Here is a 15,798-nt window from a genome sequence, read left to right as displayed (position 1 = left end):
ACGATGAGCATCCACGTGGCTAAGGACTACTACGGCATCCTCGGGGTCGAGCGCAACGCGACCGAGGACGAGCTGAAGAAGGCGTACCGGAAGCTGGCGCGCAAGTACCACCCCGACGTCAGCGACGAACCCGACGCGCAGGAACGGCTCCAGGAGATCAACGCCGCCTTCGAGGTCCTCATGGACCCCCAGAAGCGCGCGGTCGTCGACGCGGGCGGCGACCCGTACGCGCGCGGCGCCGCAGGAGGCTCCGGGGCCCCGTTCATGGGCTTCGAGGACATCATGGACGCGTTCTTCGGCGGCTCCATGGGCGGCTTCGGCCGCCGCGGCCCGCGCTCGCGCACCCGGCCCGGCAACGACGCGCTCCTCCGCCTCGACCTCGACCTCGAAGAGGTCGCGTTCGGCACCGAGTCCACGCTCACCGTCGACACGGCGATCCTCTGCGACTCCTGCGACGGCTCCTGCACCGAAGGCGCCAGCGAACCGCAGACGTGCACCACCTGCGGCGGCTCCGGCGAGGTCCAGGTCGTGCAGCGCACGATCCTCGGCCAGGTCCGCACCGCGCGCCCCTGCTCGGCCTGCTCCGGCTACGGCACGATCATCACCGACCCGTGCCGCAAGTGCGGCGGCGAAGGCCGCGTGCGCTCGCGCCGGCGCATCACCGTCAAGGTCCCCGCCGGCGTCGAGGACGGCATGCGCATCCGCCTCTCCGGCGAAGGCGAGGTCGGCCCCGGCGGCGGCCCCGCCGGCGACCTGTACGTCGAGGTCCACGAGAAGCCCCACGAGGTCTTCACCCGCGAGGGCTCCGACCTGCGCTGCCGCGTCCGCGTCCCCATGACGCAGGCCGCGCTCGGCACCAAACTCAACATCCACACCCTCGACGACCAGGTCGAGGTCGAGGTCGCCACCGGCACCCAGCCCGGCACCATCAAGAAGGTCCGCGGCCACGGCGTCCCCAAGCTCCGCGGCGGCGGCGCCCGCGGCGACCTCTACGTCGAACTCGATGTCCGCACCCCCGGCAAGCTCGACGCCGAGCAGGAGGAGCTCCTCCGCAAGCTCGCGAGCCTCCGCGACGAGGAGATCAAGGAAGTCAAAGGCGGATCGGGTTTTTTTAGCCGGATGCGCGACGCGTTCAACGGCCACGCTTAGGACCCCGCCCCATGAGCCCCGCCCCCGCCTTCCCGCGCGGGGAGCGGGGCTCCGCTACACTCCGGCCCCGTGATCAGCCTCGACCCCGCGACCGTCTCCGTCATCGCCGTCCTCCTCATCGCGGCCCTCGTCGCCTTCGTCGTGGTCCTGCGCCGCCGCGGCGCCCCCGCACGCGGCGGCCCCCGGCTCGACGCGGCCCCGCCCTCCGGCGGCCCGCAGACCGGCGAGCGCTGGCTCGCCGACGTCCCCTTCGAGGACGAGCCGCGCCGCTCCAAGGAGCGCCCCGTCCTCGTCATCGGCTACTCCGGCTCCGGCTACTGGGTCCTCAAATGCACCACCCAGGCGCCCCGCGAGGCCGAATGGCGCGTCGCCGCTCCCGCGAACCGCTGGGAGCCGCCCGCCGACAAGGACGGCTGGGTCGACCTCATCCCCGTCCACCTGCCGCGCCGCCGCTTCGACCACTCCTTCGGCCGCATCGGCGACCAGGGCCTCTACCGCAAGATCACCGGCCGCCTCCGCTGGGAACGCGCCGTCGACTTCACCCGCTGACCTCCGGTTAGGCTGGTGCGGTGAGCGATCCGGTCTTCCTCGTCGACGCCCTCCCGGCCGTCGGCGAATACGTCCTCGACGGCCCCGAAGGGCACCACGCCGCCGACGTGCAGCGCCTCCAGCCCGGCGAGACCCTGCTCCTCGCCGACGGCTCCGGCGGCGTCGCCTCCGCTCGCGTCGCCCACGCCGAGCGCGGCCTCCTGCGCCTGGACGTCCTCGACAACCGCACGCTCCCCGGCCCCGACCCGAAGCTCACCGTCGTCCAGGCCCTCCCCAAGGGCGACCGCGGCGAGCGCGCCGTCCAGATGCTCACCGAGATCGGCGTCGACGAAGTGATCCCCTGGGCCGCATCGCGGTCCATCGTCCAGTGGAAGGGCCCGCGCGGCGACAAGGCCCGCGCCAAATGGGACGCGACCGCCCGCGAAGCCTCCAAGCAGGCCCGCCGCGCCCACCTCGCGCACGTCGCCGAGCTGCACACCACCAAGCAGCTGGTGCAGCGCCTGCGCACGGCCGCGCAGGTCCTCGTCCTCCACGAGGAGGCGACCCTGCCCCTCTCGCAGGTCCCGCTCGCCTCGGCCGGCGAGATCGCCCTCGTCATCGGCCCCGAAGGCTCCATCAGCCCCGACGAACTCGCCGCGCTCGCCGAGTTCGGCGAACCGGTTCGCCTCGGCGACACCGTCCTGCGCACCTCCACCGCGGGCCCCGCGGCCCTCGCAGTGCTCCAGGCCCGACTCGGCCGCTGGTAAGTAAGATCCTCGAAATGACCGACTGCCTGTTCTGCAAGATCGTCGCCGGGGACGTCCCCTCGACCAAGGTGCTGGAGACCGAGCATGTGCTCGCCTTCCGCGACATCCAGCCGAAGGCGCCCACGCACGTGCTGGTCATCCCGAAGACCCACTACGCGAACATCGCCGAACTCACGGCCGCGGACCCCGCGCTCGCCGGGGAGGTCCTCGCGGCCGCGGCGGGGATCGCCGAGTCGGAGGGCATCGCCGAAACCGGGTGGAACCTCCTCGGGAACACCGGGGCCGAAGCCGGGCAGACGATCTTCCACGTGCACTTCCACGTGCTCGGCGGCAAATCGTTCGAGCCGCTGCTCGCGGCATGAAATCACACCGCGGCAGCGTTTACCCGCTGTCCCTTGTCGCAGGCAGGAACTACCATTGGGGCATGGAAACCGCGGCCCCCGAGGGGCCGCTCGAAGTCTCTTTTGAGGAAGCAGGTGGCGAACAGCCCTCGCGGCGAAGCCTATGACCGACCGCTCTGACAACGTCAACACCACCTCGACGATCACGTCCACGATCACCGTCGGCGACCAGAGCGCGCTCATGGCCCTGCTGGGTCGCGCCGACGAGAACCTGCGCTACATCGAACGCCGCTTCCCCGGCGTCGACCTGCACGTGCGCGGGGACACCATCACCCTCACCGGCATCAACGGCGCCCCGCGGGCCGCCGAACGACTCGTGAAGGAGCTGCTCGCCTTGATCGAGAACGGCGAGAACGTCGATCCCGACATCATCCGGCGCACGGAGAACATGCTGAAGTCCGCCCCGGGCGAGCGCCCGGTGGACGTGCTCACGCAGAACATCGTCTCCAAGCGCGGCAAGGCGATCCGCCCCAAGACCATCGGGCAGAAGCACTACGTGGAGGCGATCGACAACAACACGATCGTCTTCGGCATCGGCCCCGCGGGCACCGGCAAGACCTACCTCGCGATGGCCAAGGCCGTGCAGGCGCTCCAGGCCAAGGAGATCAGCCGGATCATCCTCACTCGCCCCGCGGTCGAGGCCGGGGAGCGGCTCGGGTTCCTGCCCGGGACGCTGTTCGAGAAGATCGACCCGTACCTGCGGCCGCTGTACGACGCGCTGCACGACATGATCGACCCGGGCTCGATCCCGAAGCTCATGGAGTCGGGCACGATCGAGGTCGCGCCGCTCGCGTTCATGCGCGGGCGTACGCTCAACGACGCGTTCATCATCCTCGACGAGGCGCAGAACACCACGCCCGAGCAGATGAAGATGTTCCTCACCCGCCTCGGCTTCGGCTCGAAGATCGTCGTCACCGGCGACATCACCCAGGTCGACCTGCCCGGCGGCACCACCTCCGGGCTGCGCGTGGTCCGCGACATCCTCGAAGGCGTCGAGGACGTGCACTTCGCCACGCTCCGGGCGGAAGACGTCGTCCGTCACCAGCTCGTCAGCGATATCGTGAACGCCTACGAGAAGTGGGACGCCGCGAAGGACAGCCATCGCGCGCCCGCCGGGAAAGGGCAACGAGGGAACCGTGGGCATCGAGATCATCAATGAGTCCGGGCGCGAAGTCGACGAGTCGGGCATCCGCGCCGTCGCCGAGTTCGCGCTCCTGGAGATGGGCGTCAACCCGCTCGCCGAGCTCTCGGTCCTCATCGTCGACATCGAGCACATGACCGAGCTGAACAAGCGCTGGATGGGCGGCACCGGGCCCACCGACGTCCTCTCGTTCCCGATGGACGACGCGATGCCCGCCCGCCCCGACTCCTCGGAGCCGGGCACGCCGATCCTCGGCGACCTCGTGCTCTCGCCCGAGGTCGCCGAAGCGCAGGCCAAGGACGCCGGGCACTCCACCGCCGACGAGATGCACATGCTCTCCGTCCACGGCGTGCTCCACATCCTCGGCTACGACCACGCCGAACCGGAGCAGGCCAAGGAGATGTTCGGCCTCCAGAACCGGCTGCTCGACTCCTGGCGCTCCAAACGCACGGCCTCGGCGGAGAGTTAGGCCCCGATGCCGTACACCCTGCTGGCAGCCGCCGTCGCGCTCATCGTCGTCGCCGGGGCCGCCGCCATGGTCGACTCTGCCCTCACCGCGGTCTCCCCGGCCCGCGCGGCCGAACTCGCCGGCGAGCGCCGCCGCGGCGCCGAATCGCTCGTGAAGATCACCGAGGACCTCCCCAAGTACCTCAACCTGCTGATCCTGCTGCGCCTCGCGTGCGAGGCGGCGGCCATCGCGATCGTCGCGGTCATCGCCTTCGACACCTGGAACGACTCGTGGACGGCGGTCGGGATCTCCGCCGCCGTCATGACCGTCGTGTCCTTCGTCGTCATCGGCGTCAACCCGCGCACGCTCGGGCGCCAGCACGCCTACCCGGTCGCGCTCGCGGTCGCGGGCCCGGTGTCGATGCTCGGCACCGCGCTCGGGCCGCTCGCGAAGGTCCTCATCCTCCTCGGCAACGCGCTCACGCCCGGCAAGGGCTTCCGCGAGGGGCCGTTCGCGACCTCGGAGATCGAGATCCGCGAGCTGGTTGACGCGGCCGAGGCGCAGGGGACCGTCGACCACGACGAACGGGACATGATCGCGTCGGTGTTCGCCTTGGGCGACACCGTGGTCCGCGAGGTCATGGTGCCGCGCACCGCGATGGTGTGGGTGAGCGCCGAGACGCCCGCGGACGAGGCCAAGCAGGTCGCGCTCCGCTCCGGCTACTCGCGCATCCCGGTCGTGGGGGAGGACCTCGACGACCTCCGCGGCGTCGTCTACCTCAAGGACCTGGTGCGCCTGGACGACGGCGCGAACCCGCCCGTGGGCGAGGTCATGCGCGCCGTCTCGATCGTCCCGGACTCCAAGCCCGTGGACGACCTGCTGCGCGAGATGCAGACCGCCCGCATCCACATCGCGGGCGTCGTGGACGAGTACGGCGGGACCGCCGGGCTCGTCACCATCGAGGACATCCTGGAGGAGATCGTCGGCGAGATCACCGACGAGTACGACCAGGAGCTCCCGCCCGTGGCCTGGCTCGACGACCGCACCGCGCGCGTCACGGCCCGGTTCTCGCCCGAGGACCTCGCCGAGCTCTTCGACGTCGACCTGCCCGAGGTCGACGTGGACACCGTCGCGGGCCTCCTGGCCGCCGAGCTGGGGAAGGTCCCGCTCGCGGGCGACCGGACCCGCCTCGCGGGCCTGGAGCTCACCGCCGAGGGCACCGTGGGCCGGCGCAACCGCATCGAGACGGTGCGCGTCGCGCGGCTGCCCGAAGCCGACGACGCCGCGCCCTCGACCTCCACTGACGAAAGGCACGAACTCAATGTCTGACCTGCACGTCGACGACCTCGACGCCGAGGACGCGAAACTCGTCACGCTGGCCCGCGGGGCCGCGGGGCGCGTCTCGCAGACCACCGGCGCGGCCGTGCGCGACGGCATCGGCCGCACCTACGCCTCGGCGGCGGTGGACCTGCCGTCCCTGCGCCTGACCGCGCTCCAGGCGGCGGTCGCGCAGGCGTTCGCGGCGGGGGCCGAGGCGCTGGAGGCGGCCGTGGTCTTCGGCGCGCAGTCGGACGAGGACGGCCTCAAGGCCGCGAAAGAGATCAGCAGCGACGTGGCCGCGTACTCGGTCATCCGGAAAGAGGTGAACCGTCTTGCCTAGCAACGAGTTCCGTGCAGGGTTCGCCTGCTTCGTGGGCCGCCCGAACGCGGGGAAGTCCACGCTCACGAACGCGATCATGGGCCAGAAGATCGCGATCACCTCGAACCGGCCGCAGACCACGCGGCACGTCGTCCGCGCGATCCTGCACCGCCCGGACTCCCAGCTCATCCTCGTGGACACGCCCGGCCTCCACCGGCCGCGCACGCTCCTGGGCGAGCGCCTGAACGACCTGGTCCGCCAGACCTGGTCCGAGGTCGACGTCATCGGCCTGTGCCTGCCCGCCAACGAGAAGCCCGGCCCCGGCGACAAGTTCATCACCGGCGAGATCGCGAAGCTCGGCGCGAAGGTCGTCGCAGTCGTCACCAAGATCGACCTCGTCTCCAAGGACGCCCTGGTCCGCCACCTGACCAACGTCGCGGCCCTCGGCGAGTTCGCCGACATCGTCCCGGTCTCCGCCAAGACCGGCGACAACCTCGACGAGCTCGTCGGCGTCCTCTCCGGCCACCTGCCTGAGTCGCCGCAGCTCTACCCGGACGGCATGATCTCCGAGGAGCCCGAGCGGGTCATGATGGCCGAGCTCATCCGCGAGGCCGCCCTCGAAGGCGTCCGCGACGAGCTGCCCCACTCCCTCGCCGTCGTCATCGAGGACGTCGAGGACGAGGACTCCGACGGCGGCCCCCGCAAGAAGATCTGGGCCGAGATCTACGTCGAGCGCGACTCCCAGAAGGGCATCGTCATCGGCAAGGGCGGCGACCGCCTCAAGCGCGTCGGCACCAAGGCCCGCAAGGGCATCGCCCAGCTCATCGGTGGCCGCGTCTACCTCGACCTCCACGTCCGCGTCGCCAAGGACTGGCAGAAGGACCCCAAGATGCTCGAACGCCTCGGCTTCTAACGCCCCCGCCCGGCCCCCACCCGGGGGCCGGGCCCGAAACCCCAGGTGAACACGGCGTGACCCCACTCACCGAACCCGCTGTGGCAGGTGGTTTCTAGGATGATGTACTCTTTACATACCGACGCGGGATAGAGCAGCTCGGTAGCTCGCCAGGCTCATAACCTGGAGGTCGGTGGTTCAAATCCGCCTCCCGCTACAAAGAAAGTCCAGCTGAGAGCCGGTTTCCTCGAGAGAGGGGACCGGCTCTTCTGGTTCTCGCTTGTCGTTCGCTTGCGGTGACTCCCCAGGATGCCTCGGTGTTCTCGGGTATGGAATGCTTATGTTCTATGATATAGGTCACTCTTGATTGCGCTTGGTGCAGCGGCAGGCATGTCCTGCGGAAGCCGCGATTGATACCCAGCCTTGTCGACATGGGGTCGCGCATCAGGCGCTCACTCCTCACATCGTGTTTCCTGAGTGGCTATGGGTTGCTGACTGAAGTTGGATGGTGGGCATGGCAAGCAGGTCTTCATCGGGGGGAGCCGCAGCGGCAGGTGGTGTGGGTTTCGAAGCTCAATGTTTGGCTTGGTTTGCCGCCCATCTCCTCGCTGAGCAGAGGCTCCCAGAGTGGGCTACTGGAGGACGTGTTGTCGGGGTTGGGGGTCAGACAGCGCGGCCGGTAGATGACATTGGTGCTCTCACCGAAGAAGGCGGCTGGGTTCAGGTTCAGGCGAAGAAAGGGCTGTCTCTCGGAACGAAATCCGATAGCCCCCTGGGCAAGGCCCTGGCCCAAGCGGTGGAGGCGACCTGCAAAGGTGTGCCAGAGCGGCGGGCATCTGAGGCATTGCGCCCGCTCGAACCCGATATCGACTGTCTGCTGATCCTAGGGGATCACAAGTCGCCGCAGACAGTGGCGACAGCACTCAGCAACGTCGTGCAACGTCTCCGCCGTTGGCCTAACAACGTTCCTCTCGCTGAAGCTGGGACGAATGAGAAGGAGCGTGCGGCACGAGAGGTGCTGTTTCAGCATCTGGGGCGGTGCTGGATGGAGCAGCGAAATGTCACGCTTGCCGAGACCGATCTGCGGCTCCTCCTCCGGTCGCTCGGCGTCTTCTGCCTGGAATTGCAAGAGGGCGGCAGCGACCGTCGCGCTGTGCAAGTGATGCTCACAGAGCTGGTTTCCGATCATGAAAAGGCGGAATCCCTCTGGCACGCGTTGCTAGCGATCGGAGTACAGCTGGCCACAGATCGGACTTGGGCCGACCGAGCAGGGCTGGTAGCGAAGCTTGAGACACAAGGGATCGTGCTTCGACCTGTCGCCCGCTTGCGCCCTGACATCGAACAACTTCGACGTATCACGGCCGCTAATCTCGATCCGAGCTCGAACGAGATAACTCTCGCCACGCCTGAAGGGAACTTGGTAGTTCCAAGAATCCTTGAATCTGTGCTGGCAGACGCCACCGGCAACTTGGCAGTCACTGGTGAACCGGGTACCGGCAAGACCGGCCTGCTGTGCACCCTCGCCGCTGACCTACTCTCCCGCAAGCAAGATGTCCTATTCCTCAGCGCCGACCAACTGCGCCCCACCGCTGGGCAAACGAGGGAAGAACTCAACCTCAAGTACGACATCGATGCAGTACTGCAAGGCTGGACAGGGGCACACCCCGCGGTCCTCATCCTCGACGGTCTCGATCAAACCCGCGGAGGAGACCCGTCAAGCTGGCTGTTCAAGCTGGCCCGCACCCTCAAAGGTAGTCGCTGGAGAATCGTTGCGAGTATCCGCAGCTTCGATCTTGCCCATAGCGACCGATGGAGGGCCACATTTCAGGGTGAACCGATCGATTCCGCACACATTGACCCTGGCCTCAGCAACGTCCGACATCTCCTCGTAAGCGACTTCTCCGTTGGAGAGCTGCGCTGGATCAGCGATGCTAGTCCCGGTCTCGCGGGGCTGCTCGACGTTGCTGAGGAGGGATACCGTCAGATCCTTGCCAATCCGTTCAACCTCAACATCTCTGCCCAGCTCCTCACCGAAGGGGCGCTCACTGAGACAGACCGGTTCGACAGCCGCCTGGAATTGCTGGACCGATACTGGCAGAAGAGGGTAGTAGGCGATGACGCTGCCGGCTACGACCGCTCGAACGCGCTCAGACTGGTATCCGAACGAATGCTCGCGAAACGCCGGCAGCACCTCAATCTCCCCGCAGAGCTCCCCGCCGAAGTTTCAGGGAGTGTGCTGTCAGGGCTCGTCAGTGACAATGTGCTGCATGAGTTGCCGCGAGTGCTCGGTCAGCCGCACGCTTCGATCTCCTTTGCGCACCCAGTATTGTTCGACTACGCCGTCGCTGTCCTGGCGCTGGGTGACGTTTCGGATTCACAGAGCCTCGCAGGTCAACTCGATGCTGACCCAGACCTTGCTCTAGTGGCTCGCCCTAGTCTGGACTACCGGCTCGCGCTCGAGTGGCGCAGAGACTCGTCCCACCGCGGGTTCTGGCGGCTGGCATTGCGGTTGGCAGCCTCAGACCCTGGGCACGAAATTGCTGCTGCGGCTGCTGCCGCAGTCTGCGGCCGTGAGCTGCGAACACTTCGAGACCTTGCTGACCTCGTTGACGCTTGTACGAGCAGGCCAGGAAGTGCTGAACGACAGCGATGGACTGTTGCTGATGCGCGAAAACTTGCCTTCTTGATTGCTGCCGCAATCGGCGCTGCAGAAGGCAATCGGCCGCAGTTGGAGGCATACACCGCCTTCACCGCTGAGTTGGCCGACCTCGCTCACAACAACGATGAGGTTGACCTCTCCCTATTCGCCTCCCAATTGCTCACGCGAGCTGTCGGCATGCGCAAACTTGATCCGAATTCACCAGCAGCCCGAAACCTGGTTCAAGCGGCTATCGCATGTATGGAGGTCGCGCTGGCAGACCCGTCGGCTGACGGGCGGCCTCGGCTCGGCGCAGGCTCGGCCAACGTGTTCGCAACGTCGGTAGTCCTCGACCCGGACGGAACCAAGGCTGCGCTCATGGAGGTGATCTCGAGCGCGACCATGAGCGTCTGGGACTACGACGTGGTGCGACGCCTTATCGATCAGATTCCAGCAATCATCGTCAAGGACCCGGCTGCAGCCGTTGAGATCGCTGCGAGCGTTTGGGAGTTCGAAGAAACCCGTGACGAAGCCACGTCGATGATGCATAGTCAGATCTTTGATCTGAGGAGCAATCGAAAGCAGGATCTTGAGAGCCTCCGGTACACCGTAGGCGAAGTCTTTCCAAAAATGGCAGCGAGCAACCTGACGGCTGCGGCACAACTTCTGTTGCGCATTGTCGAACGGACACAGATGTTGCAGAGCTGGCATACGGCTATCTCTGCGGGAGCACCTCCGCACGTCCGCTACGGCGACAATTTGCGCTACACAGGCGGCCACGGTGCCGCCGCCACCATTGCCGACGCTCTAGTCGACCAAATCCAGACGGCTTCGGATCGTGTCCTCGACCAGGGCCTGCAGCCCGACTCCGATGAAGTGCAGTCATCCGGCATCGACCTGAGCCAAGTCGTTGACCTGCTGGCTGAGAAGCTCACGCACAGCGGTGTTTGGGAGCGGCTCCTCTACCATGCAGCGTCCGCCCCATCGCTGGCGATGGCTCGGCACTTGGCGCCCCTGCTCAGCCGCAGCCTATTCGCGTGTGACGACACATGGCTCGCGGCCGGCCACCTGTTCCAGCGAACTTCCCCAGTGCTCGAGGCAGAAGAACACTATGCAATCGAGGCAGCGATTTTGTCCGCCACCGAGCCTTCCCGTGGTCCCGAAGAGGAGCAATGGCTCTTGCATCGACGCGACACACTGCTGCGTGCAGCTGACCCAGAACATATCAGCCATCCCTCTGCCCAGGAACACCTGCAAGACCTGATGGAGAGCGGAAGGGAGAGCAGGTCACTGCCACCCCTCGTCTCGCCCGAAGAGCGACACGACGCCGAGTGGACGGTTGAAGAGGACGAGGCCCCTGAGACATCGGGCGCCGACTCGGGACTAAACCGAGCCTTGCGTGAAGTTGCCGGCGCCGTAGACCAAGTCCAGTCCAACCATGACGACCAACGTGCTGCAGGCTGGAGGCGCCTGGCTGATAGCTGGCTAGACCTCAGTCGAGCACTGGAATCTCAGACCCACCGCGACCCCTCGAATGACCATGAATCGCAACTGGTACTCATGCGCGGTGCCTGCAGCCTGGCTCACCACTCCGAAACCGTGCCAGACTCTGAATTGGGCTCCCGCGTCATCGCTACCCTGCGGGCGGCACTGCCTCCCGTCGCTGAACAGCAGCAAGATGACTCCCTGCCCGCAGATTGGAGTGGTGCCTGGGGCGTGACGGTCGATACGGAAGCACTGCAAGGCATCGCTACCCTTATTCGCTGGTCGACCTGGCGAACAGCACGCGGCGAAGAGCTCTCGAACCTCCTGCATCCCTACCTGGATTCGCCAAGTCCCATCTACCGACTACTCAGTGGTCAGGTACTTGCCTCGATATTTACTAGTTCAGCAGAAGTGCTGCAACAACTTGAAGTTCGGCTCTCTCGTGAACGCCACTATCCCGTCCTCGCGGTCCTGATGCAGGTGTTGCGAAGACAAGTCTCCCAGGACCCACTTGAAGTAGATGGCATCCTTGATCGGCTTGCGGCACAGTCGCATTGGGCAATACTTGCCGCTGAACCAGTAGCAGACGCGGCCTTGAAGAGTGAGGATCATCTCGATATACCTCTTCACGCGATCACTGGCCTGGCGGCAGTACATGGCACTCCCTATGCGAGACGAACGGTGGAAGCATGGATGTCGCAGCCGCTCGCGAATCCCAATCGGACTATCAGAGTGATTTCCTACCTGCGTGACTACCTCAATCCGCACGAGCCCTCGTTGCTGGAAGCGCAAGAGCGCGCCTTCAAACTCCTAGAACTCCCAGTCGCATCAGTCTGCTCAGTTTGGCGCGAACTGGCAAAGTCAGCCACACGTTCACCTGACCAGGACGAAGTTCTCAGCAATGCAGTGGGCATTGCCGAGGGAGCGACTTCGCAGATCTATTACGCGAGCGGTGCCACCTCGCAGAAGAAGGAGAGGTCACCGCAAGAGTCAGACAAGAGAGATCTTGATAGGTTCTCGGAGTTTGCGCTACCGCTGCTTGAAGAGTATGCAGCCGTTCACTACCCTGCGGTGGTGCACCATGTAATCGAGACTATCGATTACGTTGCATCGCTCAACCCGAAATACGCTCTACTCATCGCAACACAGGCGGCTACAGCAAACGATTCGTATGCGTATGAGTCACTTGCCGTTGATGCGGTACTGAAACTAATTAAACGTTACATGGCTAATCATCGCGAACTTATTATTGGCGATTCCGAATGCACCTCAGCGGTTCGGAAATTGATTGAATCGCTAGTACAAGCGGGGTGGGAAAAGGCCATCCTATTTGCGGAAGAAATGGACGTATACTTTCGCTGAGAACCGGTTTCCAGACGGCCCGCAGGCGCAGCTGGTCTGGAGATCGATGAAGTACTCTGGCTTCTCGTATCGGCGTCCGAACCCGCTCGATCGTAGCGCGCTATGGGCAAAATTATGATTTTTGGCAGGGAACAGTTTGTTGATGGGTCGTAACTGCTTGTCTTTTTGTTCGGGACGAGGGGGTCGCAGGTTCAAATCCTGTCAACCCGACCAGAAATTGCAGGTCAGGAGCATAGCTTCTGGCCTGCAATGCCATCATCGTGGTCTCCGCTTGGATTTCGCTTGTCTTGACGTTCCAGCATGCACTGGGACGCCTGGGCATGGGCACGCTTTCCTGTGTGACTCTGGTCACATGATTGGTGATTTGAAGTGCCCTATCCTGAAAGTCTGTGGGGCCCTTCGCAGGTCACAGGACGGGTTGTATTATGTAGCTTATCGGCCGCGATGGAGGTCCGACTGCGGCATTGTGGGTTTAGCTCGGAATCCTGGACCCTGCTCGCAAGTGAGGGCGTGGTTCGCCCGCTCCATCACCCATCTTCCACCGACGTTGCATCATGATTGATGGACGCTGTGACCGATGCTGGCCGAGCAGCGCGAGGAGTCACGATGTCCCGTTCAGTGCATACGGCTACTGCACGCAAGCGCGCCGCCTTTACAGGTGAAACCCCGATTGCCGCGGAGTACGGACGAGGCCGACAGGGCAACCTTGGTCTCGATCGTTGTATCCCTGCGCAACTTGAGATGCGGAGCCGCCTCGCGTGGCACCTGTTCAACCGTGGCTGGCTCAGTACCCTTCCTTACGAATCCACAATCAGCAGGATTGCCTCGTATAGCCCGGTGGTCTCGGCGCGATACAAAGAGCTGGTGCTCGTCGCGAAAGGCGCGCCCGTGAACGTGCTCGGCTACTTCTTCAATGCTCCCGAGGCAGTATTCCCTGGCCTTCGGCTTACCCACTCGGTGCGATGGGAGGAGGGGTCTGACGGCCCTGATCGCCCGCAGTATGAGCGGTACGAGACGGTGCATGTCCCCACCGGTGCGAAGTTCATCGTCACAAGCCACCCTGACACCACACGTGAAGTCGGGAAGCCTGGCTACGGCAGTGAAATGTGGGTGGGGGTTGATATGAAGATGGCCGACTCTGAAGCCTTCAACCACAAGCTGATGCCCCCGATGTCGATCGGCATTCAGCGGATACTGGCCGCGCTGGTCGCGCGCTTCAACTCGAGAGATCCCGGTGGGCGCTGGGCGACCGGGAGCTGGGAAGGCCCACCGATGGGGCGCAAATCGGAAGGCGTTGGTGCCGACTACAGCCGGGGCCTGTCAGGGGGCGGGGAGGTCTGGAGCCTCCGCTGGACGCTGTACCCCACGGTCCGCGACATCGTCGACATGCTCGCAGATCCGGTCTTCGGCGTGCCAGAAATCGAAATACAACAGCGCACCAGCTCAGCCGACCTCAAGCTTGGCGACGCTCTGCTTCGCCTCCAACGGGTCTGATCGAACAGCCGCCTAGTGGCTCCGCACGATGAGCGGACACTGGGTAGACTGACGGAGTGCCAAGTGTGGAGGCGCTGCTGGCGTCATCGCCCGGTTGAACGATGACAAGGCCGCAAAAGGGTTCAACAACTCGCCACCACTCAGGGCAGAGCTATGCCCTGAGTCAGCCATGTAGGCCGTTGTCGTCATGTACAACTTCCATTCGCCGAGCCGGGCGGCGAGTTGAGGTGTTCCCATGACCAACCAAAACTCTGTCACCGAGCGTGCGGCGAAGCTGCGGAAGGCCTATACCGGAGAGTCCCGGTTGCAGGCGCTCAATGCGATCCAAACATCCGTGCGAGGCGATGTTCTGGAAGCCCTTCGGGCGATGCCTGAACTAGTCGACCCCGAACTGACGCGTTACATCCCGCGAGACGGGTACGGTTTGCTCGACAAGCTACGCTCCGCGGTGCTCCCGAACGCAAACTCCTGGCAGCAGGAACTCCTGGACCTCTTCGTATTGATCTCGCTGCGCGAGTTCGAGCACCTTCCCTTGTCCCTGCGAGCCGAAGCAGCAGACCGAAGCGAAGTCGTCGCTTCGGTCTCCCCTCACCAGGATCATCTTGTGGTCCACTGCCACCCCGGCATGGAGTCGACCTTCCTCGCCACCCTGGTGGCTACTCGAAGCGACAACGGCCGCACCAGGGGGGACGGGTTGCCCTGCATTCGCTTCAAGCGGAAGAGACAGCAGGTAGAGGTCTCGCTGATCGGGTCACGCTCGCACCCCGAAGGAGCCCGTCTGAAGGTGCCCGGTGTCCATCAGAATGCATGGAATGACCTTCTCGAATACATCGAGTATCTGGATGCCAGTCGCCGACTCTATCGGTCGCCAATCTCAGACGAACCTCCAGGGAAAGTGGAAGAAGCAGCACTCGACAAAGTGCTGCACTGGCACAGACACCACGTGATGGCGAGCAAACTGGCTCGACGAATCGGGTTGATCGCCGGGAGCAACATCCTGGATGCGTGGGCGGTGTCAGGAGGCATCTACACCGTAGAATTCCAATCCCCCTGGCGCCGAAGCATCCCCGAAGTAGCACAGAAACTCAGGCACCCCGTCGCAGGCTTCATCTCCCTGTACCCCCAGTTCGCCTCCTCCTGGAGCGTTCACGAGTACAGCACCATCACGGTCGTTGAGGACGGCGGCGAATTTCCGATACGGACATCCGCTGGCCCTGACCGTGGGAAGACCCCGGTGTTGCAGATTCGGGCAATCATCGGAAGCCAAGCCGCACAGACACTTCCGCCTGTATCGAACAGCAGGAACGGGGGCAGGCGATGAGCGACGAAGCGCCGCGCTCAGAACGGGAAGCGGGACGTGCCCAGACGTTGATCGAATTGATGGATCGAGCGCTCGACGAGCCTGGACGAACCTGGAGAACACTCGTGCTGGCCGTGGCGTTGAGCCTGCCGATCGGTACAGCGACATTGATCGCAGGGGCGCTGATCGTCTGGCTCTTCGAGTTGCACCCCTTACTACTGGCGAGTGTCGCCGGGCCACTAGCCGGTCGACTCTTCGCGCGGACGCGACCTCGATGGGCAGCATTGTGGAAGCGGAGATCGAAGCACACGAAGGATGAAGAAGCGGGAAGCCGCATCACGGCCGCGGAGGAGTGACGGTACGGGCAGATCTTGGTGCAAGTTGATGATCCAAGTCAGGCTCGTACTGCGCATGGTGTGCCTCGTGTTCTGCTGCAAGGTGCGGTGCCGTGATCCGGAGTTCCGAGGCAAGTTCCGGCGTCAGGATTCCGCGCCTGGACAGCGCGTGTACGAGGTCCGCAGCAAGGGCGGCTTGCGTTGCTGCCGTTGACGGGT

At 64.8% G+C, this 15,798-nt stretch carries 13 protein-coding genes and 2 tRNA genes; all 15 read left to right on the top strand.

Going from position 1 to position 15,798, the window contains the following annotated elements; genetic code table 11:
- The first annotated feature begins 15 nt into the window (after window positions 1-15).
- The 15 genes from dnaJ to ACFFXY_RS21465 all read left to right on the top strand — a co-directional run bounded on the left by dnaJ (window position 16) and on the right by ACFFXY_RS21465 (window position 15,600).
- Window positions 16-1,149: a molecular chaperone DnaJ gene (gene dnaJ / locus ACFFXY_RS21535; RefSeq protein ID WP_382355376.1), complete on the top strand. Its 1,134-nt coding sequence runs from the start codon at window positions 16-18 to the stop codon at window positions 1,147-1,149.
- A 69-nt stretch (window positions 1,150-1,218) separates the two neighbouring features.
- The gene (locus ACFFXY_RS21530; protein ID WP_382355373.1) at window positions 1,219-1,698 is read left to right on the top strand and encodes a hypothetical protein; all 480 of its coding nucleotides are present in this window, start codon (window positions 1,219-1,221) and stop codon (window positions 1,696-1,698) included.
- Window positions 1,699-1,718: 20 nt separating this feature from the next.
- Window positions 1,719-2,444 (top strand): 16S rRNA (uracil(1498)-N(3))-methyltransferase, encoded by a 726-nt coding sequence (locus ACFFXY_RS21525; RefSeq protein WP_382355370.1) that lies wholly within the window; start codon window positions 1,719-1,721, stop codon window positions 2,442-2,444.
- Window positions 2,445-2,458: 14 nt separating this feature from the next.
- A complete protein-coding gene (locus ACFFXY_RS21520) occupies window positions 2,459-2,806 on the top strand; it encodes a histidine triad nucleotide-binding protein (RefSeq protein ID WP_382355367.1) in 348 nt (115 codons plus the stop codon).
- Window positions 2,807-2,948: 142 nt separating this feature from the next.
- Window positions 2,949-4,004, top strand: a complete 1,056-nt coding sequence (locus tag ACFFXY_RS21515; protein WP_382355364.1) for a PhoH family protein — start codon at window positions 2,949-2,951, stop codon at window positions 4,002-4,004.
- The gene (gene ybeY / locus ACFFXY_RS21510) at window positions 3,982-4,455 is read left to right on the top strand and encodes an rRNA maturation RNase YbeY (protein ID WP_382355361.1); all 474 of its coding nucleotides are present in this window, start codon (window positions 3,982-3,984) and stop codon (window positions 4,453-4,455) included. Before ACFFXY_RS21515 ends, ybeY begins: the two co-directional genes overlap by 23 nt.
- A 6-nt stretch (window positions 4,456-4,461) precedes the next feature.
- A complete protein-coding gene (locus ACFFXY_RS21505; protein WP_382355358.1) occupies window positions 4,462-5,763 on the top strand; it encodes a hemolysin family protein in 1,302 nt (433 codons plus the stop codon).
- Window positions 5,756-6,094 carry a cytidine deaminase-like protein gene (locus ACFFXY_RS21500; RefSeq protein WP_382355355.1) on the top strand — a complete coding sequence of 113 codons (339 nt, stop codon included), beginning with the start codon at window positions 5,756-5,758 and terminating at the stop codon, window positions 6,092-6,094. The genes ACFFXY_RS21505 and ACFFXY_RS21500 overlap by 8 nt, the downstream gene beginning before the upstream one ends.
- Window positions 6,087-6,986, top strand: a complete 900-nt coding sequence (gene era / locus ACFFXY_RS21495) for a GTPase Era (protein ID WP_091053491.1) — start codon at window positions 6,087-6,089, stop codon at window positions 6,984-6,986. The genes ACFFXY_RS21500 and era overlap by 8 nt, the downstream gene beginning before the upstream one ends.
- Before the next feature lie 122 nt (window positions 6,987-7,108).
- Window positions 7,109-7,182: transfer RNA gene (locus ACFFXY_RS21490), tRNA-Met, on the top strand.
- Window positions 7,183-7,479: 297 nt separating this feature from the next.
- Window positions 7,480-12,450: an NACHT domain-containing protein gene (locus ACFFXY_RS21485; RefSeq protein WP_382355352.1), complete on the top strand. Its 4,971-nt coding sequence runs from the start codon at window positions 7,480-7,482 to the stop codon at window positions 12,448-12,450.
- A gap of 143 nt (window positions 12,451-12,593) precedes the next feature.
- Window positions 12,594-12,663: transfer RNA gene (locus ACFFXY_RS21480), tRNA-Leu, on the top strand.
- 393 nt (window positions 12,664-13,056) lie between these two features.
- Complete coding sequence (locus ACFFXY_RS21475; protein ID WP_382355349.1) at window positions 13,057-13,944, top strand: hypothetical protein; 888 nt, start codon at window positions 13,057-13,059, stop codon at window positions 13,942-13,944.
- Between the two features lie 235 nt (window positions 13,945-14,179).
- On the top strand, window positions 14,180-15,265 hold the full coding sequence (locus ACFFXY_RS21470) for a rhodanese-like domain-containing protein (RefSeq protein WP_382355347.1): 1,086 nt from the start codon (window positions 14,180-14,182) through the stop codon (window positions 15,263-15,265).
- Window positions 15,262-15,600, top strand: coding sequence for a hypothetical protein (locus tag ACFFXY_RS21465; RefSeq protein ID WP_382355345.1), 339 nt, complete (start codon window positions 15,262-15,264; stop codon window positions 15,598-15,600). Before ACFFXY_RS21470 ends, ACFFXY_RS21465 begins: the two co-directional genes overlap by 4 nt.
- Window positions 15,601-15,798: the final 198 nt, after the last annotated feature.

It is taken from the genome of Glycomyces mayteni (genome assembly GCF_042428885.1).
GTDB lineage: Bacteria > Actinomycetota > Actinomycetes > Mycobacteriales > Micromonosporaceae > Glycomyces > Glycomyces mayteni.
The sequence above is the reverse complement of the archived record's forward strand: the minus strand, read 5'-3'. Positions and strand labels throughout refer to the sequence as shown.

Bases quoted from the DNA above. Each gene is read 5' to 3' on its own strand.
- ACFFXY_RS21520 (WP_382355367.1), top strand. From the start codon at position 2,459: ATGACCGACTGCCTGTTCTGCAAGATCGTCGCCGGGGACGTCCCCTCG.
- ACFFXY_RS21515 (WP_382355364.1), top strand. From the start codon at position 2,949: ATGACCGACCGCTCTGACAACGTCAACACCACCTCGACGATCACGTCC.
- ACFFXY_RS21505 (WP_382355358.1), top strand. From the start codon at position 4,462: ATGCCGTACACCCTGCTGGCAGCCGCCGTCGCGCTCATCGTCGTCGCC.
- ACFFXY_RS21500 (WP_382355355.1), top strand. From the start codon at position 5,756: ATGTCTGACCTGCACGTCGACGACCTCGACGCCGAGGACGCGAAACTC.
- ACFFXY_RS21485 (WP_382355352.1), top strand. From the start codon at position 7,480: ATGGCAAGCAGGTCTTCATCGGGGGGAGCCGCAGCGGCAGGTGGTGTG.
- ACFFXY_RS21475 (WP_382355349.1), top strand. From the start codon at position 13,057: ATGTCCCGTTCAGTGCATACGGCTACTGCACGCAAGCGCGCCGCCTTT.
- ACFFXY_RS21470 (WP_382355347.1), top strand. From the start codon at position 14,180: ATGACCAACCAAAACTCTGTCACCGAGCGTGCGGCGAAGCTGCGGAAG.
- ACFFXY_RS21465 (WP_382355345.1), top strand. From the start codon at position 15,262: ATGAGCGACGAAGCGCCGCGCTCAGAACGGGAAGCGGGACGTGCCCAG.